The organism is Cellulomonas sp., assembly GCF_035634735.1.
In the GTDB taxonomy this organism is placed as follows: Bacteria; Actinomycetota; Actinomycetes; order Actinomycetales; family Cellulomonadaceae; genus Cellulomonas.
This window is the reverse complement of sequence record NZ_DASQCJ010000002.1, coordinates 17,437-37,248: the sequence shown is the minus strand read 5'-3', so window position 1 is coordinate 37,248 and position 19,812 is coordinate 17,437. Positions and strand designations below refer to the sequence as shown.

23 protein-coding genes are annotated in these 19,812 nt (G+C 76.0%); 17 read left to right on the top strand and 6 right to left on the bottom strand.

Annotated elements, in window-relative coordinates; all coding sequences use genetic code 11:
* Positions 1-56 precede the first annotated feature (56 nt).
* From VER05_RS00260 to VER05_RS00245, 4 genes are all read left to right on the top strand, one after another.
* Entirely contained in the window at positions 57-521 is a 465-nt protein-coding gene (locus VER05_RS00260) for a DoxX family membrane protein (protein WP_324843402.1), read from the top strand.
* Between the two features lie 84 nt (positions 522-605).
* Complete coding sequence (locus VER05_RS00255; protein ID WP_324843401.1) at positions 606-1,205, top strand: class I SAM-dependent methyltransferase; 600 nt, start codon at positions 606-608, stop codon at positions 1,203-1,205.
* A 71-nt stretch (positions 1,206-1,276) separates the two neighbouring features.
* Complete coding sequence (locus tag VER05_RS00250; RefSeq protein ID WP_324843400.1) at positions 1,277-1,897, top strand: L-threonylcarbamoyladenylate synthase; 621 nt, start codon at positions 1,277-1,279, stop codon at positions 1,895-1,897.
* An 11-nt stretch (positions 1,898-1,908) separates the two neighbouring features.
* The gene (locus VER05_RS00245; protein WP_324843399.1) at positions 1,909-2,652 is read left to right on the top strand and encodes a uracil-DNA glycosylase; all 744 of its coding nucleotides are present in this window, start codon (positions 1,909-1,911) and stop codon (positions 2,650-2,652) included.
* 85 nt (positions 2,653-2,737) lie between these two features.
* Here the strand turns inward: VER05_RS00245 and VER05_RS00240 are convergent, their stop codons facing one another.
* Positions 2,738-3,631: an SDR family oxidoreductase gene (locus VER05_RS00240; RefSeq protein WP_324843398.1), complete on the bottom strand. Its 894-nt coding sequence runs from the start codon at positions 3,629-3,631 to the stop codon at positions 2,738-2,740.
* Between the two features lie 228 nt (positions 3,632-3,859).
* On the opposite strand from VER05_RS00240, the gene VER05_RS00235 reads away from it, so the two are divergent.
* The 12 genes from VER05_RS00235 (at position 3,860) to VER05_RS00180 (ending at position 15,102) form a co-directional block, all read left to right on the top strand.
* Positions 3,860-4,120, top strand: a complete 261-nt coding sequence (locus tag VER05_RS00235) for a hypothetical protein (protein WP_324843397.1) — start codon at positions 3,860-3,862, stop codon at positions 4,118-4,120.
* 95 nt (positions 4,121-4,215) lie between these two features.
* Positions 4,216-5,568, top strand: a complete 1,353-nt coding sequence (locus tag VER05_RS00230; protein ID WP_324843396.1) for a tripartite tricarboxylate transporter permease — start codon at positions 4,216-4,218, stop codon at positions 5,566-5,568.
* Positions 5,565-6,587 carry a mevalonate kinase gene (mvk, locus tag VER05_RS00225; RefSeq protein WP_324843395.1) on the top strand — a complete coding sequence of 341 codons (1,023 nt, stop codon included), beginning with the start codon at positions 5,565-5,567 and terminating at the stop codon, positions 6,585-6,587. The genes VER05_RS00230 and mvk overlap by 4 nt, the downstream gene beginning before the upstream one ends.
* Positions 6,584-7,579, top strand: coding sequence for a diphosphomevalonate decarboxylase (gene mvaD, locus VER05_RS00220; RefSeq protein ID WP_324843394.1), 996 nt, complete (start codon positions 6,584-6,586; stop codon positions 7,577-7,579). The genes mvk and mvaD overlap by 4 nt, the downstream gene beginning before the upstream one ends.
* Complete coding sequence (locus VER05_RS00215; protein ID WP_324843393.1) at positions 7,576-8,703, top strand: phosphomevalonate kinase; 1,128 nt, start codon at positions 7,576-7,578, stop codon at positions 8,701-8,703. The genes mvaD and VER05_RS00215 overlap by 4 nt, the downstream gene beginning before the upstream one ends.
* Positions 8,700-9,845, top strand: coding sequence for a type 2 isopentenyl-diphosphate Delta-isomerase (fni, locus tag VER05_RS00210; RefSeq protein WP_324843392.1), 1,146 nt, complete (start codon positions 8,700-8,702; stop codon positions 9,843-9,845). The genes VER05_RS00215 and fni overlap by 4 nt, the downstream gene beginning before the upstream one ends.
* Before the next feature lie 420 nt (positions 9,846-10,265).
* A complete protein-coding gene (locus tag VER05_RS00205) occupies positions 10,266-10,514 on the top strand; it encodes a hypothetical protein (protein WP_324843391.1) in 249 nt (82 codons plus the stop codon).
* A gap of 47 nt (positions 10,515-10,561) precedes the next feature.
* Entirely contained in the window at positions 10,562-10,846 is a 285-nt protein-coding gene (locus tag VER05_RS00200) for a hypothetical protein (protein WP_324843390.1), read from the top strand.
* Positions 10,847-11,088: 242 nt separating this feature from the next.
* Positions 11,089-11,370: a metal-sensitive transcriptional regulator gene (locus tag VER05_RS00195; protein WP_203666717.1), complete on the top strand. Its 282-nt coding sequence runs from the start codon at positions 11,089-11,091 to the stop codon at positions 11,368-11,370.
* A gap of 32 nt (positions 11,371-11,402) precedes the next feature.
* The gene (locus VER05_RS00190; protein WP_324843389.1) at positions 11,403-11,636 is read left to right on the top strand and encodes a heavy-metal-associated domain-containing protein; all 234 of its coding nucleotides are present in this window, start codon (positions 11,403-11,405) and stop codon (positions 11,634-11,636) included.
* Complete coding sequence (locus tag VER05_RS00185) at positions 11,633-14,230, top strand: heavy metal translocating P-type ATPase (protein ID WP_324843388.1); 2,598 nt, start codon at positions 11,633-11,635, stop codon at positions 14,228-14,230. The genes VER05_RS00190 and VER05_RS00185 overlap by 4 nt, the downstream gene beginning before the upstream one ends.
* Before the next feature lie 119 nt (positions 14,231-14,349).
* Positions 14,350-15,102, top strand: a complete 753-nt coding sequence (locus VER05_RS00180) for a copper homeostasis protein CutC (RefSeq protein WP_324843387.1) — start codon at positions 14,350-14,352, stop codon at positions 15,100-15,102.
* Positions 15,103-15,188: 86 nt separating this feature from the next.
* Here VER05_RS00180 and VER05_RS00175 read toward each other — a convergent pair whose 3' ends face one another.
* From VER05_RS00175 to VER05_RS00155, 5 genes are all read right to left on the bottom strand, one after another.
* On the bottom strand, positions 15,189-15,929 hold the full coding sequence (locus VER05_RS00175) for a hypothetical protein (RefSeq protein ID WP_324843386.1): 741 nt from the start codon (positions 15,927-15,929) through the stop codon (positions 15,189-15,191).
* Positions 15,930-15,994: 65 nt separating this feature from the next.
* Positions 15,995-16,789 (bottom strand): ABC transporter permease, encoded by a 795-nt coding sequence (locus VER05_RS00170; RefSeq protein WP_324843385.1) that lies wholly within the window; start codon positions 16,787-16,789, stop codon positions 15,995-15,997.
* A complete protein-coding gene (locus tag VER05_RS00165; protein WP_324843384.1) occupies positions 16,786-17,739 on the bottom strand; it encodes an ABC transporter ATP-binding protein in 954 nt (317 codons plus the stop codon). The genes VER05_RS00170 and VER05_RS00165 overlap by 4 nt, the downstream gene beginning before the upstream one ends.
* Positions 17,736-18,038 (bottom strand): transcriptional regulator, encoded by a 303-nt coding sequence (locus VER05_RS00160; RefSeq protein ID WP_147794996.1) that lies wholly within the window; start codon positions 18,036-18,038, stop codon positions 17,736-17,738. The genes VER05_RS00165 and VER05_RS00160 overlap by 4 nt, the downstream gene beginning before the upstream one ends.
* Entirely contained in the window at positions 18,035-18,730 is a 696-nt protein-coding gene (locus tag VER05_RS00155) for a hypothetical protein (protein WP_324843383.1), read from the bottom strand. The genes VER05_RS00160 and VER05_RS00155 overlap by 4 nt, the downstream gene beginning before the upstream one ends.
* 245 nt (positions 18,731-18,975) lie before the next feature.
* On the opposite strand from VER05_RS00155, the gene VER05_RS00150 reads away from it, so the two are divergent.
* Complete coding sequence (locus tag VER05_RS00150; protein WP_414647526.1) at positions 18,976-19,809, top strand: CPBP family intramembrane glutamic endopeptidase; 834 nt, start codon at positions 18,976-18,978, stop codon at positions 19,807-19,809.
* The last annotated feature ends 3 nt before the right edge of the window (positions 19,810-19,812 follow it).

Genomic DNA, 19,812 nt, shown 5'->3' with positions numbered 1-19,812 from the left:
GCGGGCCCGGGCGCGCCGCCGTAGCGTCGAGGCACACCCACTTCGAGGAGGACCGCGTGAAGCTCCGCCACCTGCCGCTGCGCCTGGGCGCCGGCGCGTACATCCTGAACTCCGGCCTCGACAAGCTCGGCGCCGACGAGGACACGGCCACGGGCCTGCACGGCACCGCCGCGGGCGCGTACCCGCTCCTGTCCGGCGTAGAGCCGAAGACGTTCGCGACGGCGCTGGGCGCCGCGGAGGTCGGCCTGGGCACGGCGCTGCTGGTCCCGGTGCTGCCCCGCGTCGTCGTCGCCACCGGGTTCACCGCGTTCTCCGCGGCGCTCGTCGGCATGTACCTCCGCACCCCCGCGCTGCACCGCGGCGAGGGCGACCCGCGGCCGAACCCGGACGGCGTCGGGATCGCGAAGGACGTCGTCATCCTGGGCGCCGCGGCGTCGTACCTGATCGACACCCTGACGTCGTCGGCCAAGAAGGCCGGCGCGAAGGCGGCCAAGAAGGCGACGAAGGCCGTCCGCCGCTGACGCGCCGGCGGTCCCGGACGACGGGGCGGACCGGGCCCTAGGCTCGGAGCCGCCCCGTCGTCAGCCGCCGTCCGGAGGAGCGTCATGCGCCAGCCCACCCGCTGGGAGCAGATCGGCCAGCAGAACCCCGACCGGTCCGCCTGGTACGTCGAGCGGTTCCGCTCGATGGCGGCCGAGGGCGCGGACCTGGCCGGCGAGGCGCGGCTGGTCGACGCCATGCTGCCGCGCGGGTCGCGGGTCCTGGACGCCGGCTGCGGACCCGGCCGGGTCGGCGGCGAGCTCGCGCGGCGCGGGCACGCCGTGGTCGGGGTCGACGTCGACCCGCTGCTGGTCGAGGCCGCGCGCGCCGACCACCCCGAGGGCGAGTGGCACGTCGGCGACCTGGCCGAGCTCGACCTGCCCGCCGCGGGCGTCGCCGAGCCGTTCGACGTCGCGGTCATGGCGGGCAACGTCCTGACGTTCGTCGCGCCGGGGACGGAGGCCGAGGTGCTGCGGCGGATCCGCGCGCACCTCGCGCCGGGCGGGCGGCTGGTCGTCGGGTTCGGGGCGGGTCGCGGGTACGCGTTCGAGGCGCTCGACGCCGACGCCGCGGCCGCGGGGTTCGCCGTGCAGCAGCGGTTCGCGACCTGGGACCTGCGGCCGTTCGGGCCGGAGGCCGACTTCCTGGTGGCGGTCCTGGGCTGACTCCGCGCGCCGGCGCGTGCCCCGCGATCCCGGGGTGGTCGGCGCGCGGGCGCCGTGCCACCCTCGTGCGCATGGCCCGGTTCTTCGACGTCCACCCCCACGACCCGCAGGCCCGGTCGATCGGCCAGGTCGTGCAGCTGCTGCGCGACGACGCGCTGATCGCCTACCCCACCGACTCCGGGTACGCGCTCGGCTGCCGGATGGAGAGCCACACCGGCGCCGACCGCATCCGCGCGATCCGGCACCTGACCGACAAGCACCACTTCACGCTCATGTGCACGGACTTCGCCCAGCTCGGGCAGCTCGTGCGGCTCGACAACGCGCCGTTCCGGGCGATCAAGGCGGCGACGCCGGGGCCGTACACGTTCATCCTGCCGGCGACCAAGGAGGTGCCGCGGCGGCTCGCGCACCCCAAGAAGAAGACCGTCGGCGTGCGCATCCCCGACAGCCGGGTGGTGCAGGCGATCCTGCACGAGCTCGGCGAGCCGCTGCTGTCCTCGACGCTGATCCTGCCGGGCGACACCGAGCCGCAGACCGACGGCTGGACGGTCAAGGAGGAGCTCGACCACGTGGTCGACGCCGTGATCGAGGCGGGCGAGGTGTCCGCCGAGCCGACGACGGTCGTGGACTGGTCCGAGGGCTACCCCGAGGTGGTCCGCGCGGGCGCGGGCGACCCGGACCGGTTCGCCTGAGCCGCGTCGCCGTGCCCGCGCTGCCCGACGACCCCGGGTTCCCCGCCGCGACCGCGCCCGGCGCGCGCGACCTCGCCGAGCTCGACGGCGCCGTGGTCGAGTGCCGCGCCTGCCCGCGGCTCGTCGCCTGGCGCGAGCACGTCGCGACCGTGAAGCGCGCCGCCTACCGGGACCAGGAGTACTGGGCCCGGCCGGCGCCCGGCTTCGGCGACCCCGCGGCACCCGTGCTGGTCGTCGGGCTCGCGCCCGCCGCGCACGGCGCCAACCGGACGGGCCGGATGTTCACCGGCGACCGGTCGGGCGACTTCCTGTTCGCCGCGATGCACCGCGTCGGCATGGCGTCCCAGCCCACGTCGACGCACGCCGGCGACGGGCTGACCCTGACCGGCGTCCGGATCACCGCGCCGGTGCACTGCGCGCCACCGGACAACAAGCCACTGCCCGAGGAGCGGCACCGGTGCGGGCCGTGGCTCGCGCGCGAGCTGGAGCTCGTCCGGCCGCGGGTCGCGCTGGTGCTGGGCGCGTTCGGCTGGGACGCGCTGCTGCGGACGCTCGGCGAGCAGGGCTGGGCGGTGCCGCGCCCGCGCCCGCGGTTCGGCCACGGCGCCGAGGTCGTCCTGGACCGCCCGGCGACCGGCGAGCGCCTGACCCTGCTGGGCTGCTTCCACGTGAGCCAGCAGAACACCTTCACCGGCCGCCTGACGGAGGAGATGCTCGACGCGGTCCTGCTCCGCGCCCGCACCCTCGCGGGCTGACGCCGAGTTCGGCACTCCGCTGCCCAGTTCGGCACCTGGAGGTGCCGAACTGGGTGCAGAGGTGCCGAACTCGGCGGAGGGAGCGTCAGGCCAGCGAGCGGCCGCCCGTGACGCCGATGCGCTCGCCCGTGATGTAGCTGCTCTCCTGGCTCGCGAAGAACACGTACGCCGGGGCCAGCTCGGCCGGCTGGCCCGCGCGGCCCAGCGGGGTGTCCGCGCCGAACTCCTTGACCTTCTCCGCCGGCATCGTCGCCGGGATCAGCGGGGTCCAGATCGGCCCCGGCGCCACGGCGTTGACCCGGATGCCCTGCTCGGCGACCTGCTGCGCCAGCGCCTTCGTGAAGTTGAGGATGCCGGCCTTGGTGGTCGCGTAGTCGATGAGCTGCGGGCTGGGCTCGTAGGCCTGCACCGAGGTGGTGTTGATGATGCTCGACCCCGGCTGCAGGTGCGGGAGCGCGGCCTTGGTGATCCAGAACATCGCGTACAGGTTGGTCTTGAACGTGCGGTCGAGCTGCTCGGTCGTGAGGTCCAGCAGCCCGTTCTCCTGGGACATCTGGAACGCGGCGTTGTTGACGAGCACGTCGAGCCCGCCGAGCTCGGCGACCGTGCGCTCGACGAGCTGCGCGCAGAACGCCTCGTCGCGGATGTCGCCGGGCAGGGTCAGCGCGCGGCGGCCGGCGTCCTCGACCAGCCGCACGGTCTCCTGCGCGTCCTCCTCCTCGTCCGGGAGGTAGGAGATGGCGACGTCCGCGCCCTCGCGGGCGAACGCCAGGGCGACGGCCCGGCCGATGCCGGAGTCGCCGCCGGTGATGAGGGCGCGCTTGCCCTCGAGCCGGCCGGAGCCGACGTACGACTCCTCGCCGTGGTCGGGCTGCTGCCGCATGTCGTCCGTGAGACCGGGGTGCGGGATGTTCTGGGCCGGCTGCTCCGGCTCCGGGTGCTGGGTCTGCGGGTCCTGGGGCGTCGTCTGGTCGCTCATGCTCATCCATCGTCCGCACGGTTCGGCCCACCGCCACCGGAGCGGGTGAACCCTCGGCGTGTCGGCCCCCGGCGCGTCGCCCCGAGTTGCCGCGTCGGGGGCGGTCACCCCACAGTGGCCGTCGGCCACCCGCGCTCCGACCCGCACGTCCACGTCGCGCGCACAACCGCCGCACAGGCTTCCCGCAGGGGACGTCCTAGGGTGGCGGTCCGGACTCCGAGGAGGAACGTGAGCAGCGACGACGAGCAGTACGTCGAGATCTGGGGCGACCGCGTGTCGATGCGCGACCTCGTCCTGGCGCTCGCGGTCACGGCGGCCGCCACGGTCGCCGCGGTCGTCGTCGGGCGGGCGCTCGGGTCCTCGGAGTTCTTCTGGGGCCTCGGCGGTGCCGTGGTCGGGTTCGTCGCCGCGATGGCGCTGATCCGGCCCAAGCGGGACGTGCGGATCGTGGCCGACGAGGACGTCGACGCGGGGCCGCCACCGGCCTGACGCCGCCCGCTCCCCGCCGCGCGCCCACCCCCGCGCGCCAGCCGCCGCACCCGCCGCCACCCATCCGGGCGGGCGCCCCGCACCGAAAGACCTCCGTGGACCTCTCCCTGCTGCTGCCGATGGTCGCCGCCGCCCTCGCGGCCGTCGCGCTGTACACGCTGATCGGGTTCATCCCCGGCACCGACGAGACGTCGGTGCTGCTGCCCGTGACGCTCGCGCTCGTGCTCGCGGGCACCGACCCGCAGGTCGTGCTGGCGTTCTTCATCGCCGCCGTCGTCACCCTGAACCTGACCAACTCGATCCCGACGGCGCTGGTCGGCCTGCCCGGCGGGGTGCTGTCGGCGCCGATGATCGACCACGCGCTGCTGCTGAAGCGGGAGGGCCGGGCGGCGGAGACGATCCGCAAGATGGCCGCCGGGTCGGTGGTCGGCACGCTGATCTCGGTGCCGCTGGCGCTGCTCATCGCGAGCGCGATCACGCCGTTCGCCGACCAGCTCCGGGAGTACGGGTCGCTGCTGTTCGTCGGCGGCGCGGTGGTCCTGGCGCTGATCGGGAAGAACAAGGTGCTGTCGCTGCTGGCGATCATCCCGCTCGGCCTGCTGTTCCAGGGCGTGCAGGCGCTCTACCGGCAGACCGGCGTGCTGCCCGAGGACGGCACGATCACGGTGTCGTTCTTCCTGTCGATCACCGCCGGCCCGCTGCTGCTCAGCCTGGCGACGCTGCTCAACCCGACGCTGCGGGCCGCGCTCCCCCGCGCCGGCCGCACGCCGGTGGTCATCACGCGGTCGGAGCTGAAGGGCGCGCCGCTCAGCCCGCGGCGGCTGCTGACCCGCGCCGAGCTCGGCGCCTCGGCGACGGTCTCCGCGGCGTCGACGCCGCTGTTCTTCCTCAGCCCGGTCGCCCTGACGCTGCTCATGGGCGAGGCGTCCGGCGCCCGGGCGAAGGAGCCCACCGAGCGGTCGTCCCGGGCGATCACCTCGATGGCCGCGCTGGCGCACTCGACCTACCTGGCCGGCGTGATCATCCCGCTGCTCGCGGTCGGGCTCCCGCTGTCGCCGGTCGCCGTCGGCCCCGCGAACGCGCTGTTCAACGCGCCGCCCGTCCTGACCCTGGACAACAACCTGCACCAGCTGCTGTCCACCTCGCAGTTCGTGGTCGCGGTGGTCGTGGGCGGGGCCCTCGCCCTGGTGCTCTCGTACGTGCTGGCGGTGCGGTACTCGTTCCGGCTCACCGCGCTGGTCACCCGGTACGTGCCGCACGAGGCCGTGCTGGCGCTGTTCGTCGTCTTCGTCCTGCTCCTGGCCTACCTGGACGCGGGGCTCGTCAACGTCTTCGCCGTGCTGCTGGTCGGGCTGACCTGCGGCACGCTGAACCGGTTGGGCGTCAACTTCGGGGTGCAGTTCATGTCGCTGTACGCGGCCCCGTGGTTCGTCGCCCACCTGATGTGAGGAGTCGGACCATCTCGAGCTCGAACCCGCGCAGCACCGGCCCGGGCGCCCCGCGCGCCACGGGGACGGGGCACACGCGCGCGAAGGCGATCCTGGTCGGCGAGCACGCCGTCGTGTACGGCGAGCCCGCGATCGCGCTGCCGCTCGCCAGCCTGCCGATGCGCGCCGTCGCCCGCCGCGAGGAGGGCCCGCTGGCGCTCGAGTCCGTCCTGTACTCGGGCGCCCTGTCCGACGCCCCCGAGCAGCTCGCCGCGCCGGTCGCCGCGGTCGAGGCGACGCTCGACCACCTCGGCCTGCCGCACCGCGACATCGTGCTGTCCACCGAGTCGACCATCCCCGCGGCCCGCGGCCTCGGCTCCAGCGCCGCCACCGCCGGGGCGCTCGCGCTCGCGCTGGCGGACCTGGCGGGTCGCACGCTCACCGCGCAGGAGCACTTCGACCTGGTCCAGGTCGGCGAGCGGGTCGCGCACGGCAACCCCAGCGGGCTCGACGCCCGCACCACCGCCTCGACCGAGCCGGTGTGGTTCCAGGCCGGGGAGATCCGGCCGCTCGACCTCGCCCTGCGCGCGCACCTCGTCGTCGCCGACACCGGCGTGCACGGCCGGACCCGGGTCGCGGTCGCGGACGTCCGGTCGTTCCGGGACCGGCACCCGGCGCGCGGCGCGGAGCTGGTCGCGGAGCTCGGCGCCATCACCCGGGACGTGGTCGACGACCTCGCCCTGGACCGGCCGACCGAGCTCGGCGCCCGGATGACCCGCGCGCACGGGGCGCTGGCGGAGCTCGGCGTCTCCTCCCCGGAGCTCGACCGGCTGGTCGGCGCGGCCCTCGCGGCCGGCGCGCTGGGCGCCAAGCTCACGGGCGGTGGCCAGGGCGGATGCATGCTGGCGCTCGCGGCCGACGCGGCGTCCGCTGGTACGATCGCCGCTGCCCTGCGCCGCGCGGGAGCGGCGCGCACGTGGCTGCACCGGACCGACGCGCGGCGCCCCGCCGCCCCCTCCGCCCAGGTGCCCCTCGGATGACTGACTCCGCGACCGCCGTCGCGCACGCGAACATCGCGCTCGCCAAGTACTGGGGCAAGCGCGACGAGGCACTGGCGCTGCCCGCGACGTCCAGCCTGTCGCTGACGCTCGACGCGTTCCACGCCACGACCACGGTGACGCTCGACCCCGCCGCGACCGAGGACACCGGCTCGCTCGACGGCCGGCCGATGTCGGACGGCGAGGTCGCGCGCGTGCGCCGGTTCCTCGACCTGGTCCGCGCGCTGGCCGGGTCGTCGGCCCGTGCGACGGTCACCTCGGTGTCGACCGTGCCGACCGGCGCGGGCCTGGCCTCGTCCGCGAGCGGGTTCGCCGCGCTCGCCGGCGCCGCGGCCGCCGCGTACGGCCTGGACCTCGACCCGCGCGCGCTGTCCCGGCTGGCCCGCCGCGGCTCCGGGTCGGCGGCGCGCTCCGTGTTCGGCGGCCTGGTCGTGTGGCACGCCGGCACCGACGACGCCACGTCCTTCGCCGAGCCCGTCCCCGGCGGCGAGGCCGGCGGCGCGCTCGACCCGGCGATGGCGGTGGTCGTGCTGGACGCCGGCCCCAAGTCGATCTCGTCGCGCGAGGCCATGCGCCGCACCGTCGAGACGTCCCCGTTCTTCCCGTCCTGGACCGAGTCGACCGAGGTGGACGTCGCGCTGATGCTGGACGCCGTGCGCGCCGGCGACCTCTCCGCGCTGGGCGCGCTCGCCGAGTCGAACGCCCTGCGGATGCACGCCACGATGCTCGGCGCCCGGCCGCCGGTCCGGTACTGGACCGCGCACACGGTCGGCGTGCTGGACCAGGTGCAGGCGCTGCGCGCGGACGGCCTGCCCTGCTGGGCGACCATCGACGCCGGCCCGAACGTCAAGGTGCTGTGCGCCGGCCGCGACCTGCCCGCCGTCGCCGCGGCGCTGTCCGAGGGCGGCACCCGCCGCGTGGTGACCGCGCGCCCCGGGCCGGACCTGCGCGTCACGGCGGGGGGTGCCGCGTGACCACGCCCACCGCCCCCATCGAGGTCAGCGCCCCCGGCAAGCTGTTCGTCGCCGGCGAGTACGCCGTCGTCGAGGCCGGCTACCCGGCGGTCCTCGTCGCCGTCGACCGGCACGTCACGGTGCGGCTCGCGCGCGCCGAGGGCGCCGGGTCCATCGCGTCCGACCAGTACGGCCGGCTGCCGGTCGTGTGGCGGCGGGACGGCGGCCGCGTGGTGCTCGACCACGACAGCCGCCCGTTCGACTACGTGCTCGCGGCCATCGACGTCGTGGAGCGGTTCGCCGCGGAGCAGGGCCGCGAGCTCGGCTTCTACGACATCACGATCACCTCCGAGCTCGACGACCAGTCGGGCCGGAAGTTCGGGCTCGGCTCGTCGGCCGCCGTCACCGCGGCCACCGTGCGTGCCCTCGATCGGTTCTACGCGCTCGACCTGCCGACCGAGCGGCTGCTGCGGCTCGCGCTGCTCGCGACCGTCGCGGTGAACCCGATGGGCTCCGGCGGCGACGTCGCGGCGAGCCTGTACGGCGGGTGGATCCGGTACGCCGCGCTCGACCGCGACTGGCTGCGCACCGCCCAGGCCGCCGCGGAGTCCTCCGGCGCCGTGCGGCCGCTGTCCGCGCTGCTCGACGCCGACTGGCCCGGCCTGTCCGTCCGCCGGCTGCCGACCCCGCGCACCATGCGCCTCGTCGTCGGCTGGACCGGCGTCCCCGCGTCGACCACCCGGCTCGTCGAGCGCATGCAGTCCCGCAAGGGGGCCGCGGAGAGCCACTACCCCGACTTCCTCGCCGCCTCCCGGGAGTGCGTGGACGCGCTGGCCGACGCCATCGAGCGCGACGACGCCCCCGCCGCGAAGGCGCAGATCCACCGCGCCCGCGGCCTGCTCACCTCCCTCGCCCGCGCCGCCGGCGTCGACATCGAGACCCCCGCGCTCCGCACGCTGTGCGAGACCGCCGAGAGCGTCGGCGCGGCCGCCAAGTCGTCGGGCGCCGGCGGCGGCGACTGCGGCATCGTGCTGGTCGACGCCGACACCGACCTCGCGCCCATGCTGCGCGACTGGGAGCTGTCCGACGTGCGGCACCTGTCGCTGCGGGTCCAGCAGCCGTGCGACGCCGGGGACGCCCGATGACCCGCGACGACGCACACCTGTCCGGTCAGGACCAGCCGGCGGCCGGGACCGAGCACGGGGCCGCCGCCGGCGCGACGCCCGCCGAGCAGGACGCCCGCCGCAAGGACGACCACGTCCGCCTGGCCGTCGCCCAGCACGCCGAGCCCGGCCCGAGCGACTTCGACCACGTGCGCCCGATGAACCACCCGCTCGCCGCGGGCGACCGCGCGCGGGTGTCCCTGCGGGCCACGGGCCGGGTGCTCGACTGGCCCGTGCCGCTCTACATCAACGGCATGACCGGCGGCACCGCCCACACCGCGACGATCAACCGGGCCCTCGCGATCGCCGCCCGCGAGACCGGCGTCCCGATCGCGTCCGGGTCCACGGGCATCCTGCACCGCGAGCCCGCCGCCATCCCGTCGTTCCGGGTCCTGCGCGACCTCAACCCCGACGGCTTCGTGCTGGCGAACGTCAACGCGAACCTCACGCCCGCCCAGGCGCGCCGCTCGGTCGAGATCCTCGGCGCCGACGGCCTCCAGGTGCACGTGAACCCTGCGCAGGAGATCGTCATGCCCGAGGGCGACCGCGACTTCACGCGCTGGGCCGACAACATCGCCGCGATCGTCGACGGCGTGGACGTCCCGGTCGTCGTCAAGGAGGTCGGCGCCGGCATGAGCCGCGGCACCGTCGCGCGGCTGCGCGACCTCGGCGTCGCCGCCGTCGACGTCTCGGGCCGCGGTGGCACCGACTTCACCGCGATCGAGTCCGCCCGCCGCACGGACGGCGGCATGGACTACCTGGCGTCCTGGGGCCAGTCCGCCGTCGAGGGCCTGCTCGACGCCTCGCCCGTCGACGGCGTCGACCTGCTGGCGTCCGGCGGCGTCCGGCACCCGCTCGACGTCGTCCGGGCGCTCGCCCTCGGGGCGACCGCGGTCGGCGTCGCGGGCGGCTTCCTGCGCACCCTGCTCACCGACGGCGAGGCCGCCCTGGTCGCCCGCATCGAGTCCTGGCTGACCCAGGTGGGCGACATCATGACGCTGCTGGGCGCCCGCACCGTGGCCGACCTGCGCCACGTGGACCTGCTGCTGACCGGCCCCGTGCGCGAGTTCTGCGACCTGCGCGGCGTCGACGCCCGCGCGTACGCGCGCCGCAGCGGGCTCTAGCCCCGCGGCCGCCGCCGCGGGCCGACGGGGCACGCGTACGGGGGGCCCCGCCAGAAGCGGACCCCGTTCCGAGCGCGCGTACACCACGTACCCCAGCAGAACCGGACCGCGCTCGGGCGCGCGTACGCCACGTACCCCAGCAGAACCGGACCGCGCTCGGGCGTGCGTACACCACGTACCCCGCCAGAACCGGACCCCGTTCTCGGCGTGCGTACACCGCGTACCCCACCAGAACCAGACCACGCTCCGAGCGCGCGTACACCGCGTACCCGGTGTACTCAAGCTCAGAATGAACCCCGCCCCCGCCGGGGTACACCGTGGACGCGGTCGACCGGCAGCCGTCCGCAGCACCGCCGCCACCCGCGAAGTCGGCCTGTGGACGACCGCCGTCGCGCCGCTCGCGGGCCCTAGCGTCGAGGCATGCACACGATCACGAGGGAAGCGACGGCGCGGGAGTTCCGGTCCCACCTCGCGTCGATGGTGAACGAGGTCGCGTTCGGGAGCGGGCGGGTCGGGCTGTGGCGGTACGGCGAGCTGGTCGCCGTGCTCATCGGGGTGGACGACTTCCGGCTGCTCCGCCGGCTCGAGGAGAACCCCGGCGCGCGCGAGGTCGAGACGCTCGACGAGTGGGCGGCCCGCATCCGCGCCTCGCCGTCGCCGGCCGAGTAGGTGCCGGCACAGCCACGCACCCGGTATACCGATCGCATCCTCGACGCATGACCATGACCATGACCATGACCATGACGACGATCAGGATCGACGCCGAGCTGCGGGACCGGATCAACGGGGTGGCGCGCGAGCAGGGCGTGACGGCGGGGTCGTTCGTGGAGCTGCTCTTCGAGCGGTGGCTCCGGGACCAGCGGTTCGCCGCGATGCGCGAGGCGATGGCGCGGACCTCCGACGACCTCGCGGAGTCCTACCGCCGTGAGACCGCGGCATGGGACGCGGTGTCCGCGGACGGGCTCGCGAGCGAGCCGCCGTACGGCTCGGCCCGCGCGTGACGACGCTCCCCGGCACCGGCGTGGACCCGCTCGTGCACGGCGAGCTCGTGTGGGTCCGGCTGTCGCGGTCACCGGCCGCGCCGGCTACGCGGACGCCGCCACGCTGACCGAGGTCGCGGTCTACCTGGAGGACTTCCTCGCCCTCGGCTGACCGGGACCTCGGTCCTCGCGGAATACCCCCAGGGGGTATAGCGTTCCGACCACGACGGGGTGCGGTCGCGCCCCGCCCGGAAGGAGCGGACATGCACGGGTACAGCGGCGACAAGGACGACTACCTCAAGCGCCTCAAGCGCATCGAGGGCCAGGTCCGCGGGATCGCGCGCATGGTCGACGAGGACGTGTACTGCATCGACGTCCTCACCCAGGTCGCCGCCGTGACCAAGGCGCTGCAGGCCGTGAGCATCGGCCTCGTCGAGGACCACCTGGGCCACTGCGTCGTCGACGCGGCCCGGCAGTCCCCGGAGGCCGGCGCCGAGAAGGTCCGCGAGGCCTCGGAGGCCATCGCCCGGCTCGTCCGCTCCTGAACCCCCCGACCGGCACCGCGAGAGGAACCACGATGAGCCAGACCACCAGCTTCTCCGTCGACGGCATGACCTGCGGCAACTGCGTCCGCCACGTGAGCGAGGAGCTCACCGCGCTGCCCGGCGTCACCGACGTGCAGGTCGACCTGGTCGCCGGCGGGTCGTCGCCCGTGACCGTCATCTCGGACGCGCCGCTGACCGACGAGGCGATCGCCGCCGCCGTCGACGAGGCCGGCTACGCCGTCACGCCGCGGAAGTCGCTGCTGTGACAGCCGACGACCCGCGCACCCCCGCCGACCTGCCCGTCGCGCCGGTCGGCACCGTCGACCTGGCCGTCGAGGGCATGACCTGCGCGTCCTGCGTCGCGCGTGTCGAGAAGCGGCTCAACCGCGTCCCGGGCGCCCGCGCGACCGTGAACCTCGCGCTCGAGAGCGCGCACGTCGAGGTGTCCCCCGCCGAGGACGGCAGCACGCCGGACGTCGACTCGCTGGTGGCCGCGGTGCGCGCCGCCGGGTACGACGCCACCGTCACCGGGCGCCGGGACCTGGCGGCGCCCGCCGGGCGCCCCGCCGCGACCACGACCGCGTCCGCGGCGGAGCACGCCGGGCACGGCACGACGACGCCGCCCGACACGCCGCACGCCGGCCACGGCACGGCCGGCACGGACCCGACCGAGCACGCCCTGTCCGGCCACAGCATGGCCCCGGGCCACGACATGGACCCCGACGAGGACACCTCCGCGCCGACCGACGCGCGCGGCACCGACCTGCGCCGCCGGCTCCGGGTCGCGGCCGTCCTCACGGTCCCCGTGCTGCTGCTGTCGATGGTGCCCGCGTGGCAGTTCACCGGCTGGCAGTGGCTGGTCACCGTCCTCGCGCTCCCCGTCGCCACCTGGGCGGCCTGGCCGTTCCACCGCGCGGCGGTCCGCGCCGCGCGGCACGGCGCCTCGACGATGGACACCTTGGTGTCGATCGGCATCGTCGCGGCCACCGGCTGGTCGCTGTGGGCGCTGCTCCTCGGGGGCGCGGGCGAGCTCGGCATGACCATGACGCCGACGCTCTGGCCCGCCGCCGACGACGGCACGGGCGCGCACATGCCCGAGCTGTACTTCGAGGTCGCGGCCGTCGTCACGACGTTCCTGCTGGCCGGCCGGTACGCCGAGCACCGTTCGCGCCGCCGCGCCGGGGACGCCCTGCGCTCGCTGCTGGACCTCGGAGCCAAGGACGTCGCGCTCATCGTGACCGGCACCGACGGCCGGCGCACCGAGCAGCGCGTCCCCGTGGACCGGCTCGGCGTCGGCGACGAGTTCGCCGTGCGCCCGGGCGAGAAGGTCGCCACGGACGGCGTCGTCGTCACCGGCACCAGCGCCGTCGACACCAGCCTGCTGACGGGCGAGCCCGTGCCCGTCGACGTCGGCCCCGGCGACGAGGTGACCGGCGCGACGATCAACACCGGCGGCCACCTGGTGGTCCGGGCGACCCGCGTCGGCGAGGACACCCGGCTCGCGCAGATCGGCCGACTGGTCGCGGCGGCCCAGACCGGCAAGGCGCCGGTGCAACGGCTCGCGGACCGGATCTCGGCCGTGTTCGTGCCGATCGTGCTCGTGCTCGCGGCGGGGACCCTGGCCGTCTGGCTGCTGTCCGGCGCCTCGGCGCAGACGGCGTTCACGGCCGCGGTCGCGGTGCTGATCATCGCCTGCCCCTGCGCCCTCGGGCTCGCCACGCCCACGGCCCTGCTGGTCGGGACCGGCCGCGGCGCGCAGCTCGGCGTGCTCATCAAGGGCCCGGAGATCCTCGAGCAGACCCGCGCGGTCGACACCGTCGTGCTCGACAAGACCGGCACGGTCACCGAGGGGCGCATGGCGCTCGTGGGCCTGCTCGCGCCCGGGGACGCCGGCGCGACCGCCGACACCGGGGACGGCGCCGACGGCCCGGCCCGCACCGCGGCCCAGCGCGAGGTGCTCCGGTACGCCGGCGCCGTCGAGGCGCTCGCCGAGCACCCGATCGCCCGCGCGGTGGCCGAGGCCGCGGCCGGGCTCGCCCCGGGGGCGGCGGGCGTCGGCGGCGACGGCGTCGGGATCGGCACCGACGAGGTGCACGAGTTCCGGGCCGAGGCCGGCCGCGGCGTGAGCGGCGTGGTCCGCACGGCGCACGCCGGCGTCGGGCTGGCGCGGCGCGTGCTGGTCGGCCGGCCCGCCTGGCTGGCCCAGCAGGGCGTGCCCGCCGACGACGATCTGGGCGCGCGGTTCGCCGCCGCCGAGGCCGACGGCGCCACGGCCGTGCTGGTCGCGTGGGACGGCGCCGCCCGTGGCGTGCTCGTCCTGCGCGACCCGGTGAAGGACGGCTCCCGGCGCGCGGTCGAGGACCTGCGGGCCCTCGGGCTGCGCCCGGTCCTGCTGACCGGCGACAACGCGGGTGCCGCCCGCGCGGTGGCCCGGTCGGTCGGGATCCCCGAGGCGGACGTGGTGGCCGAGGTGCTGCCCGCCGACAAGGTGGACGTCGTCCGGCGGCTGCAGGCCGAGGGCCGGCGGGTCGCGATGGTCGGCGACGGCGTGAACGACGCCGCGGCGCTCGCCACCGCGGACCTGGGCCTCGCGATGGGCACCGGCACGGACGTGGCCATCGAGGCCGCGGACGTGACCCTCGTCCGCGGCGACCTCCGCTCCGCCCCGCAGGCGGTCCGGCTGGCGCGCCGCACGCTCCGGGTCATCAAGCAGAACCTGTTCTGGGCCTTCGCCTACAACGTCGCGGCGATCCCGCTCGCGGCGCTCGGGCTGCTGAACCCGATGATCGCGGGCGCGGCGATGGCGTTCTCCTCGGTGCTGGTGGTGGCGAACTCGCTCCGCCTGCGCCGGTTCGCCTGACCGCGGCCACCCGCCGCACCCCCGGCCCCGGGGCGTCCCCACGGACGTCCCGGGGCCGGCGCGCGCGGAGGCGCTACCGTCAGCACCGACCGCCGCCCCGCGCCCGCCAGGAGCAGCCCGTGCCGACCCGTCCCGTCCTCGAGATCGCCGTCCAGGACCTGGCGGGCTACCGCGTGGCCGCCGACGCCGGAGCCGCGCGCGTCGAGGTGTGCGCCGCGCTCGCCGCGACCGGCGGGCTCACCCCGGGCGCCGGCCTGCTCGCGGCTCTCGTGGCCGAGCGCGAGGCCCGCGCCGCCGGCGGCGCCACGCCGACGGGCGTGCACGTGCTGGTCCGGCCGCGGCCGGGGTCGTTCGTCTACGACGCCGACGAGCTCGACGTCCAGGTGCGCGAGGTGCGCGCCGCGGTCGGCCTCGGGGTCGACGGCGTGGTGGTCGGCCCGCTGACCGCGGACGGCCGGGTCGACGATCGGGCGCTCGCCGCGCTGGTCGCCGCCGCGGACGGCCGCGAGGTCACGTTCCACCGGGCCGTCGACTCCGTGGCGGACCCGCTCGCGGTGCTGGACGCCCTGGCCGCCGCCGGCGTGACGCGCGTGCTGTCCTCGGGCGGCGAGGCCCGCAGCATCGACGGCGTGCGGCGGTTGGCCGCGATGGTCGAGCACACCGCGGGGGCCGTGCAGGTGATGGCCGGCGGCGGGGTGCGGCCGGTCGACATCGGGGTGCTCGTCGCGGCCGGCGTCGACGCGGTGCACCTGTCCGCGAGCCGCGCGGTGGCCGGCGACGGCGGCCCCGGCGGCGGGGGCGCCGCGGGCGGCCACACGGTCACGGACCCGGACACCGTGGCCCAGGCGGTCGCGGCGCTCGCCCGAGCCTGACCCGCTGCGCGCGCGAGTTCGCGAGGTCGTCACAACCGCGCGAGGTCGTCACTCGTTTCCGCCGACCTCGTCATGCCGTGACGACCTCACCGCACGGGGCGCGCTGCTGGTGCCCAGGCTCGGGCGTCGGTCGAGTCTCCCGGGGAACCACCCCACCGGACGAAGCGGTCCAACGGGTCGTCCGCCGTGATCTCCGACCACATCCCGTTGCTCGGCTGCATCACGACCTTCCAGTCCTGGTCCTCCCAGAGCAAGCGGATGCGCGCGGACGTCGACCTGCCGCTCGTGGTGGACGCCCACGCCAGGGACACGGTCACGTCGTCGTCGCGTGCCGACTCGAACCGGTAGCCGATGAGCTCCCCGGTGGCGTCGTGGGGCAGATCCGAGACGTCCGGTATCTCGCCGTCGACGAGGGCGCTCAGCCTCTCGCCCGTCCTGGCCGCCCGGTTGACGATGACGGTGCCGTTCCCGTGCCGGATCTCGTCCGCCCTCAGCCCCACCGCAGCCAGCAGGGCTCCGCTCGGTGAGTGCGCGTAGCACCGGTTCATCACGCTGGTGTCCCCAGGCCCGAGCGTCGGACTCACGGGAATCTCGACGCCATCACGCTCCTGCCAGGTCACCGCCGGGGGCGTCTCCGGGGGGCTCTGGTCGCCGGCCGGTAGACCGCACACCGACTCGCCCGGGCTCCCGTCGACGGTGCTCCAGTCGATCGGGGCGTCGAGGGTTCCGCTCGATGCCACGCAGCCGACGAGCGCCACGAGGCCCGTCGTCGCGGCCAGAGCCGCCGTCGCCGATGAACGGATCGCCCGGTCACCTCGCCGCGTCATCACGTCAGGCTATGGCTCCAGGTGACCACCTACGGCGGGCTCAGCAACCCGGCAGCGCCACCCCCTCAGCGGAAGCGGCGGCCCTCGTCGCGGCGGTACGCCAGGACCGCCAGGGCCGCGAAGACCGCCGTCCACGCCAGCAGCACCGGCAGCGCCCACGGCGAGCCCTCGATGCCGGTCGTCACCTCGACGACCAGGTCGCGGGCGGCCCGGGACGGCAGCGCCTGGGACAGCGCGTCGAGCCAGGACGGGAACGCCTCGGGCGGCAGGAACAGGCCGCCGGCGAACGCGAGCGGGAACAGCACGGCCTGCACGACCGCGATCGCCGCCTTCGCCGACAGCGCGTAGCCGATCGCCAGGCCGAGCAGCGTGAACGGCACCGCGACCACCGGCACCATCGCGAGCCCACCCAGGCCGCGCGCCGGGGTCACCGACGCCGAGGTCAGCAGCACCGCGATGAGGATCACCGGCACCTGGGCGCCGAGGCAGAACACGATCGCGTTGACGATCCGCCCGGCCAGCCGGGGCCCGGCGCCCGCGGGCAGCGTGCGGACGTACGGGTCGAACGCGAGCTGCCGGTCCTCGGACACCCCGGCGCCGAGCGTGAACAGGCACGCCGACATGACGGCGAACGTCCCGAGCTGGGCGACGGCCGCGACCGAGGCCAGCGGGTCGTCGGCGACCGCGCGCTGCGGCACCACGAAGAACAGCAGCGCCAGCGACGGGAACAGCAGGTTGCCGATGACGGCGATCGGCACCCGCACGGACTCCAGCAGCTGGAACCGGGTGTGCAGCAGGGCGAGCGCGAGCCAGGAGCGGGTCCCGGCGGACGCGGGGGCGGCGGGCGCGGTGGCGGTCATCGGGGCTCCCGGTCGGTGGTGACGGACGTGGCGGCCGACGTGGACGGCGCGGGCTCGGCCGACGCCGCGGACGTGAGCGCGAGGAACGCCTCCTCGAGCGACGCGCCCCGGACCTCGAGGTCGCGGAACGGCACGTCCTCGCGGACCAGCGCCCGCACGACGGCGTCGGCGTCCCCGGCCAGCAGCACCGTGCGCCGGCCCTCGCGCCGCACGTCGAGCACGCCGGCCAGCGCGCGGAGCCGGGGCTCCTCGGCCTCCGGCACCTCGACCAGCACCCGGCGCGCGGCGGCCATCGCGAGGATCGTCGGCAGGTCGTCGTCGGCGAGCACCCGGCCGGCGCCGACCACGACCACCCGGCGGGCGAGCGCCTCGATCTCCTCCAGGTAGTGGCTGGTGACGATCACGGTCGCCCCGCCGGACTGGTAGTCGCGCAGGGCCTCCCAGAGCACGTGCCGCGCCTCGACGTCGAGCCCGGTCGTCGGCTCGTCCAGCAGCACGACGCGCGGGCGCCCGACCAGCGACAGCGCCACGGCGAGCCGGCGCCGCTGCCCGCCGGACAGGCCACCGGTCTGCCGGCGCGCGAGGTCCGTGAGCCCGAACCGCTCCAGCACCTCGCCCCGCGGCATGGGGTCGGCGTAGTGCCCGGCGACCAGGTCCACGACCTCGCCGACCCGCAGCGTCGACGGCAGCCCGGTCTCCTGCGGCGTGGTGCCCAGCCCGGCCCGCGCCGCGGGGTCGCGGGGGTCGCGCCCGGCCAGCCGCACCGTGCCGGCGTCGGGGCGGCGCAGACCGCTCACCAGGGACAGCAGCGTCGACTTCCCGGCACCGTTCGGGCCGAGCAGGCCGACCATCTCCCCGGCGCCGACGGCCAGCGACACGTCGTCCAGCGCGACCACGTCGCCGTACCGGCGGGTGACGCCGTCCAGCTCGACCAGCGCGCCGGCGGTCACCGGGCACCGCCCAGCAGGTCGGTGAGCGCGCGGGTGTACCGGGCGAACGCGGCCCGGCCCTCCGGCGACAGCTCGACGTACGTGGCCGGCGTGCGGCCCTCGAAGGTCTTCTCGACGGTCACGTACTCCGCCTCCTCCAGCTTGCGCAGGTGCGTGGACAGGTTGCCGGCGGTCATCTCGAGGAGCTGCTGCAGCCGGGGGAAGGCGAGCCGGTCGCCGGGGGCGAGGGCCGCGAGGGTGGCGACGACCCGCAGCCGGGACTGCGCGTGGATCACCGGGTCGAGGTCGGCGTCCGTCACGCGACCGCCCCGCGGCGGGCCGCGCGGCCCCGGCGCTGCGCGACGTGCGCGAGCAGGGCCCCGACGGCCATCCCGCCGCCGCCCGCCAGCCCCATGACGACGAACGTGCCGGGCAGCCCCACCACGGTGGCGGCCGCGGCGACCACGGCCATCCACACCCCGAGGGCGAACTGCGCCCGGTCCTGCCAGAGCGCGCCGCCCGCCATGTAGAGCACCGCGACGATCAGCGCCGAGATGCCGTTGGCGGCCAGGGTCACCGCCTCGTCCGGCAGCCCCGCGCCGGCGAGCCCGCCGACGAGCGTCTGCCCCGCGGCGAACGCGACGAACCAGGACCAGCCGTAGAGCTGCCCGGTGCGACGGCTCACGCCGTCCATCCCGGACATCCGGCGCACCGAGTGCAGGACGGTCGTGGCGACGCCGCTGAGGATGAGGACGCCGAACACCGCCCACGCCCACCACGGGATGGCCGCCACCCCGTCGCCGCTCGTCCCCCAGAGCACCCCGTAGCCGACCAGCCACGCGGCGGCCCAGACGCCGAAGATCACGCGGTCGTCGGTGTAGGCGGTGGTGCGGACCCGGGTGCGCTGGGCCTCGATGATCGCCCGCGCGAGCGCGGGGTCGAGCGGGCCGTCGGCGAGGTCCGCGGCGTCGGCGGCGCGGGGCGCGTCGGGCGCGTCGGCGGGGTGCGGCATGGCGGCTGTCCTCGGTGCGCTCGGTGCGGCTGGGGGCGGCGGACCGACCGGGCCGGTCGGCTCGCCAACTACTTTGCGTCGCAAACCTAGCGGCGGGCCGCCCCCGACCACAAGGCCCACCGGCACAGAGCACGTCCAGCCGACGGTCAGCCGCGGGGCCTACGCTGCCGGGCGTGACCGCCCGCGACCCGCGCCCGACCGCCGAGCCCGCCCCGGAGGGGCCCGGCGCCACCCCGCCCGCGCTCGTGGCGACCACGGCGCCCGCCCCGGGTACGGCCACCGCGCCGGCGACCGCCCCCGGCACCCCGCCCGTCTCGGAGCGCGCCCGGCGCCGCCGCCTCACCGCCGAGATCTGGATCGTCCTCGGGCTGTCCCTCGGCCAGTCCGCCGTGTACGCCGTCGTCAACATCGCGGCGCGCCTCACCGCGGGCACCCCGCTCGCCTCGCAGAGCGCCACGCTCAACGCCAGCCGGTCCGCCCGGCCGTACCTGGACCTGACCTACCAGCTGCTGTCGATCGGGTTCGCCCTGGTCCCGGTCGCCCTGGCGCTGTACCTGCTGTCCGCGAACGGCCGGAGCGCCGCCCGCCGGATCGGCATGGACGGCTCGCGCCCGGGCCGCGACCTCGGCGTCGGGTTCGGGCTCGCCGCGCTGATCGGGCTGCCGGGCCTCGCGCTCTACGTGGCCGGCCGGGCCGTCGGCATCACGGTCGAGGTGCAGGCCGCCGCGCTGAACGCCGCGTGGTGGACCGTGCCGGTGCTGATCCTCTCCGCCCTGCAGAACGCGCTGCTGGAGGAGGTGATCGTCGTCGGGTACCTGATGGAGCGGCTGCGCGAGCTGCGCTGGCGGACCCCGGCCATCCTGGTCACGTCCGCGGTGCTGCGCGGGTCGTACCACCTGTACCAGGGCATCGGCCCGTTCGTGGGCAACGTCGTGATGGGCCTGGTGTTCGCGGAGTACTACCGGCGCAGGCGGCGGACCATGCCGCTCGTGGTGGCGCACACGGTGCTCGACGTGGTCGCGTTCGTGGGCTACGCGCTGATCCCGGTGGCGTGGCGCGAGGCGCTCGGCATCCGCTGACGC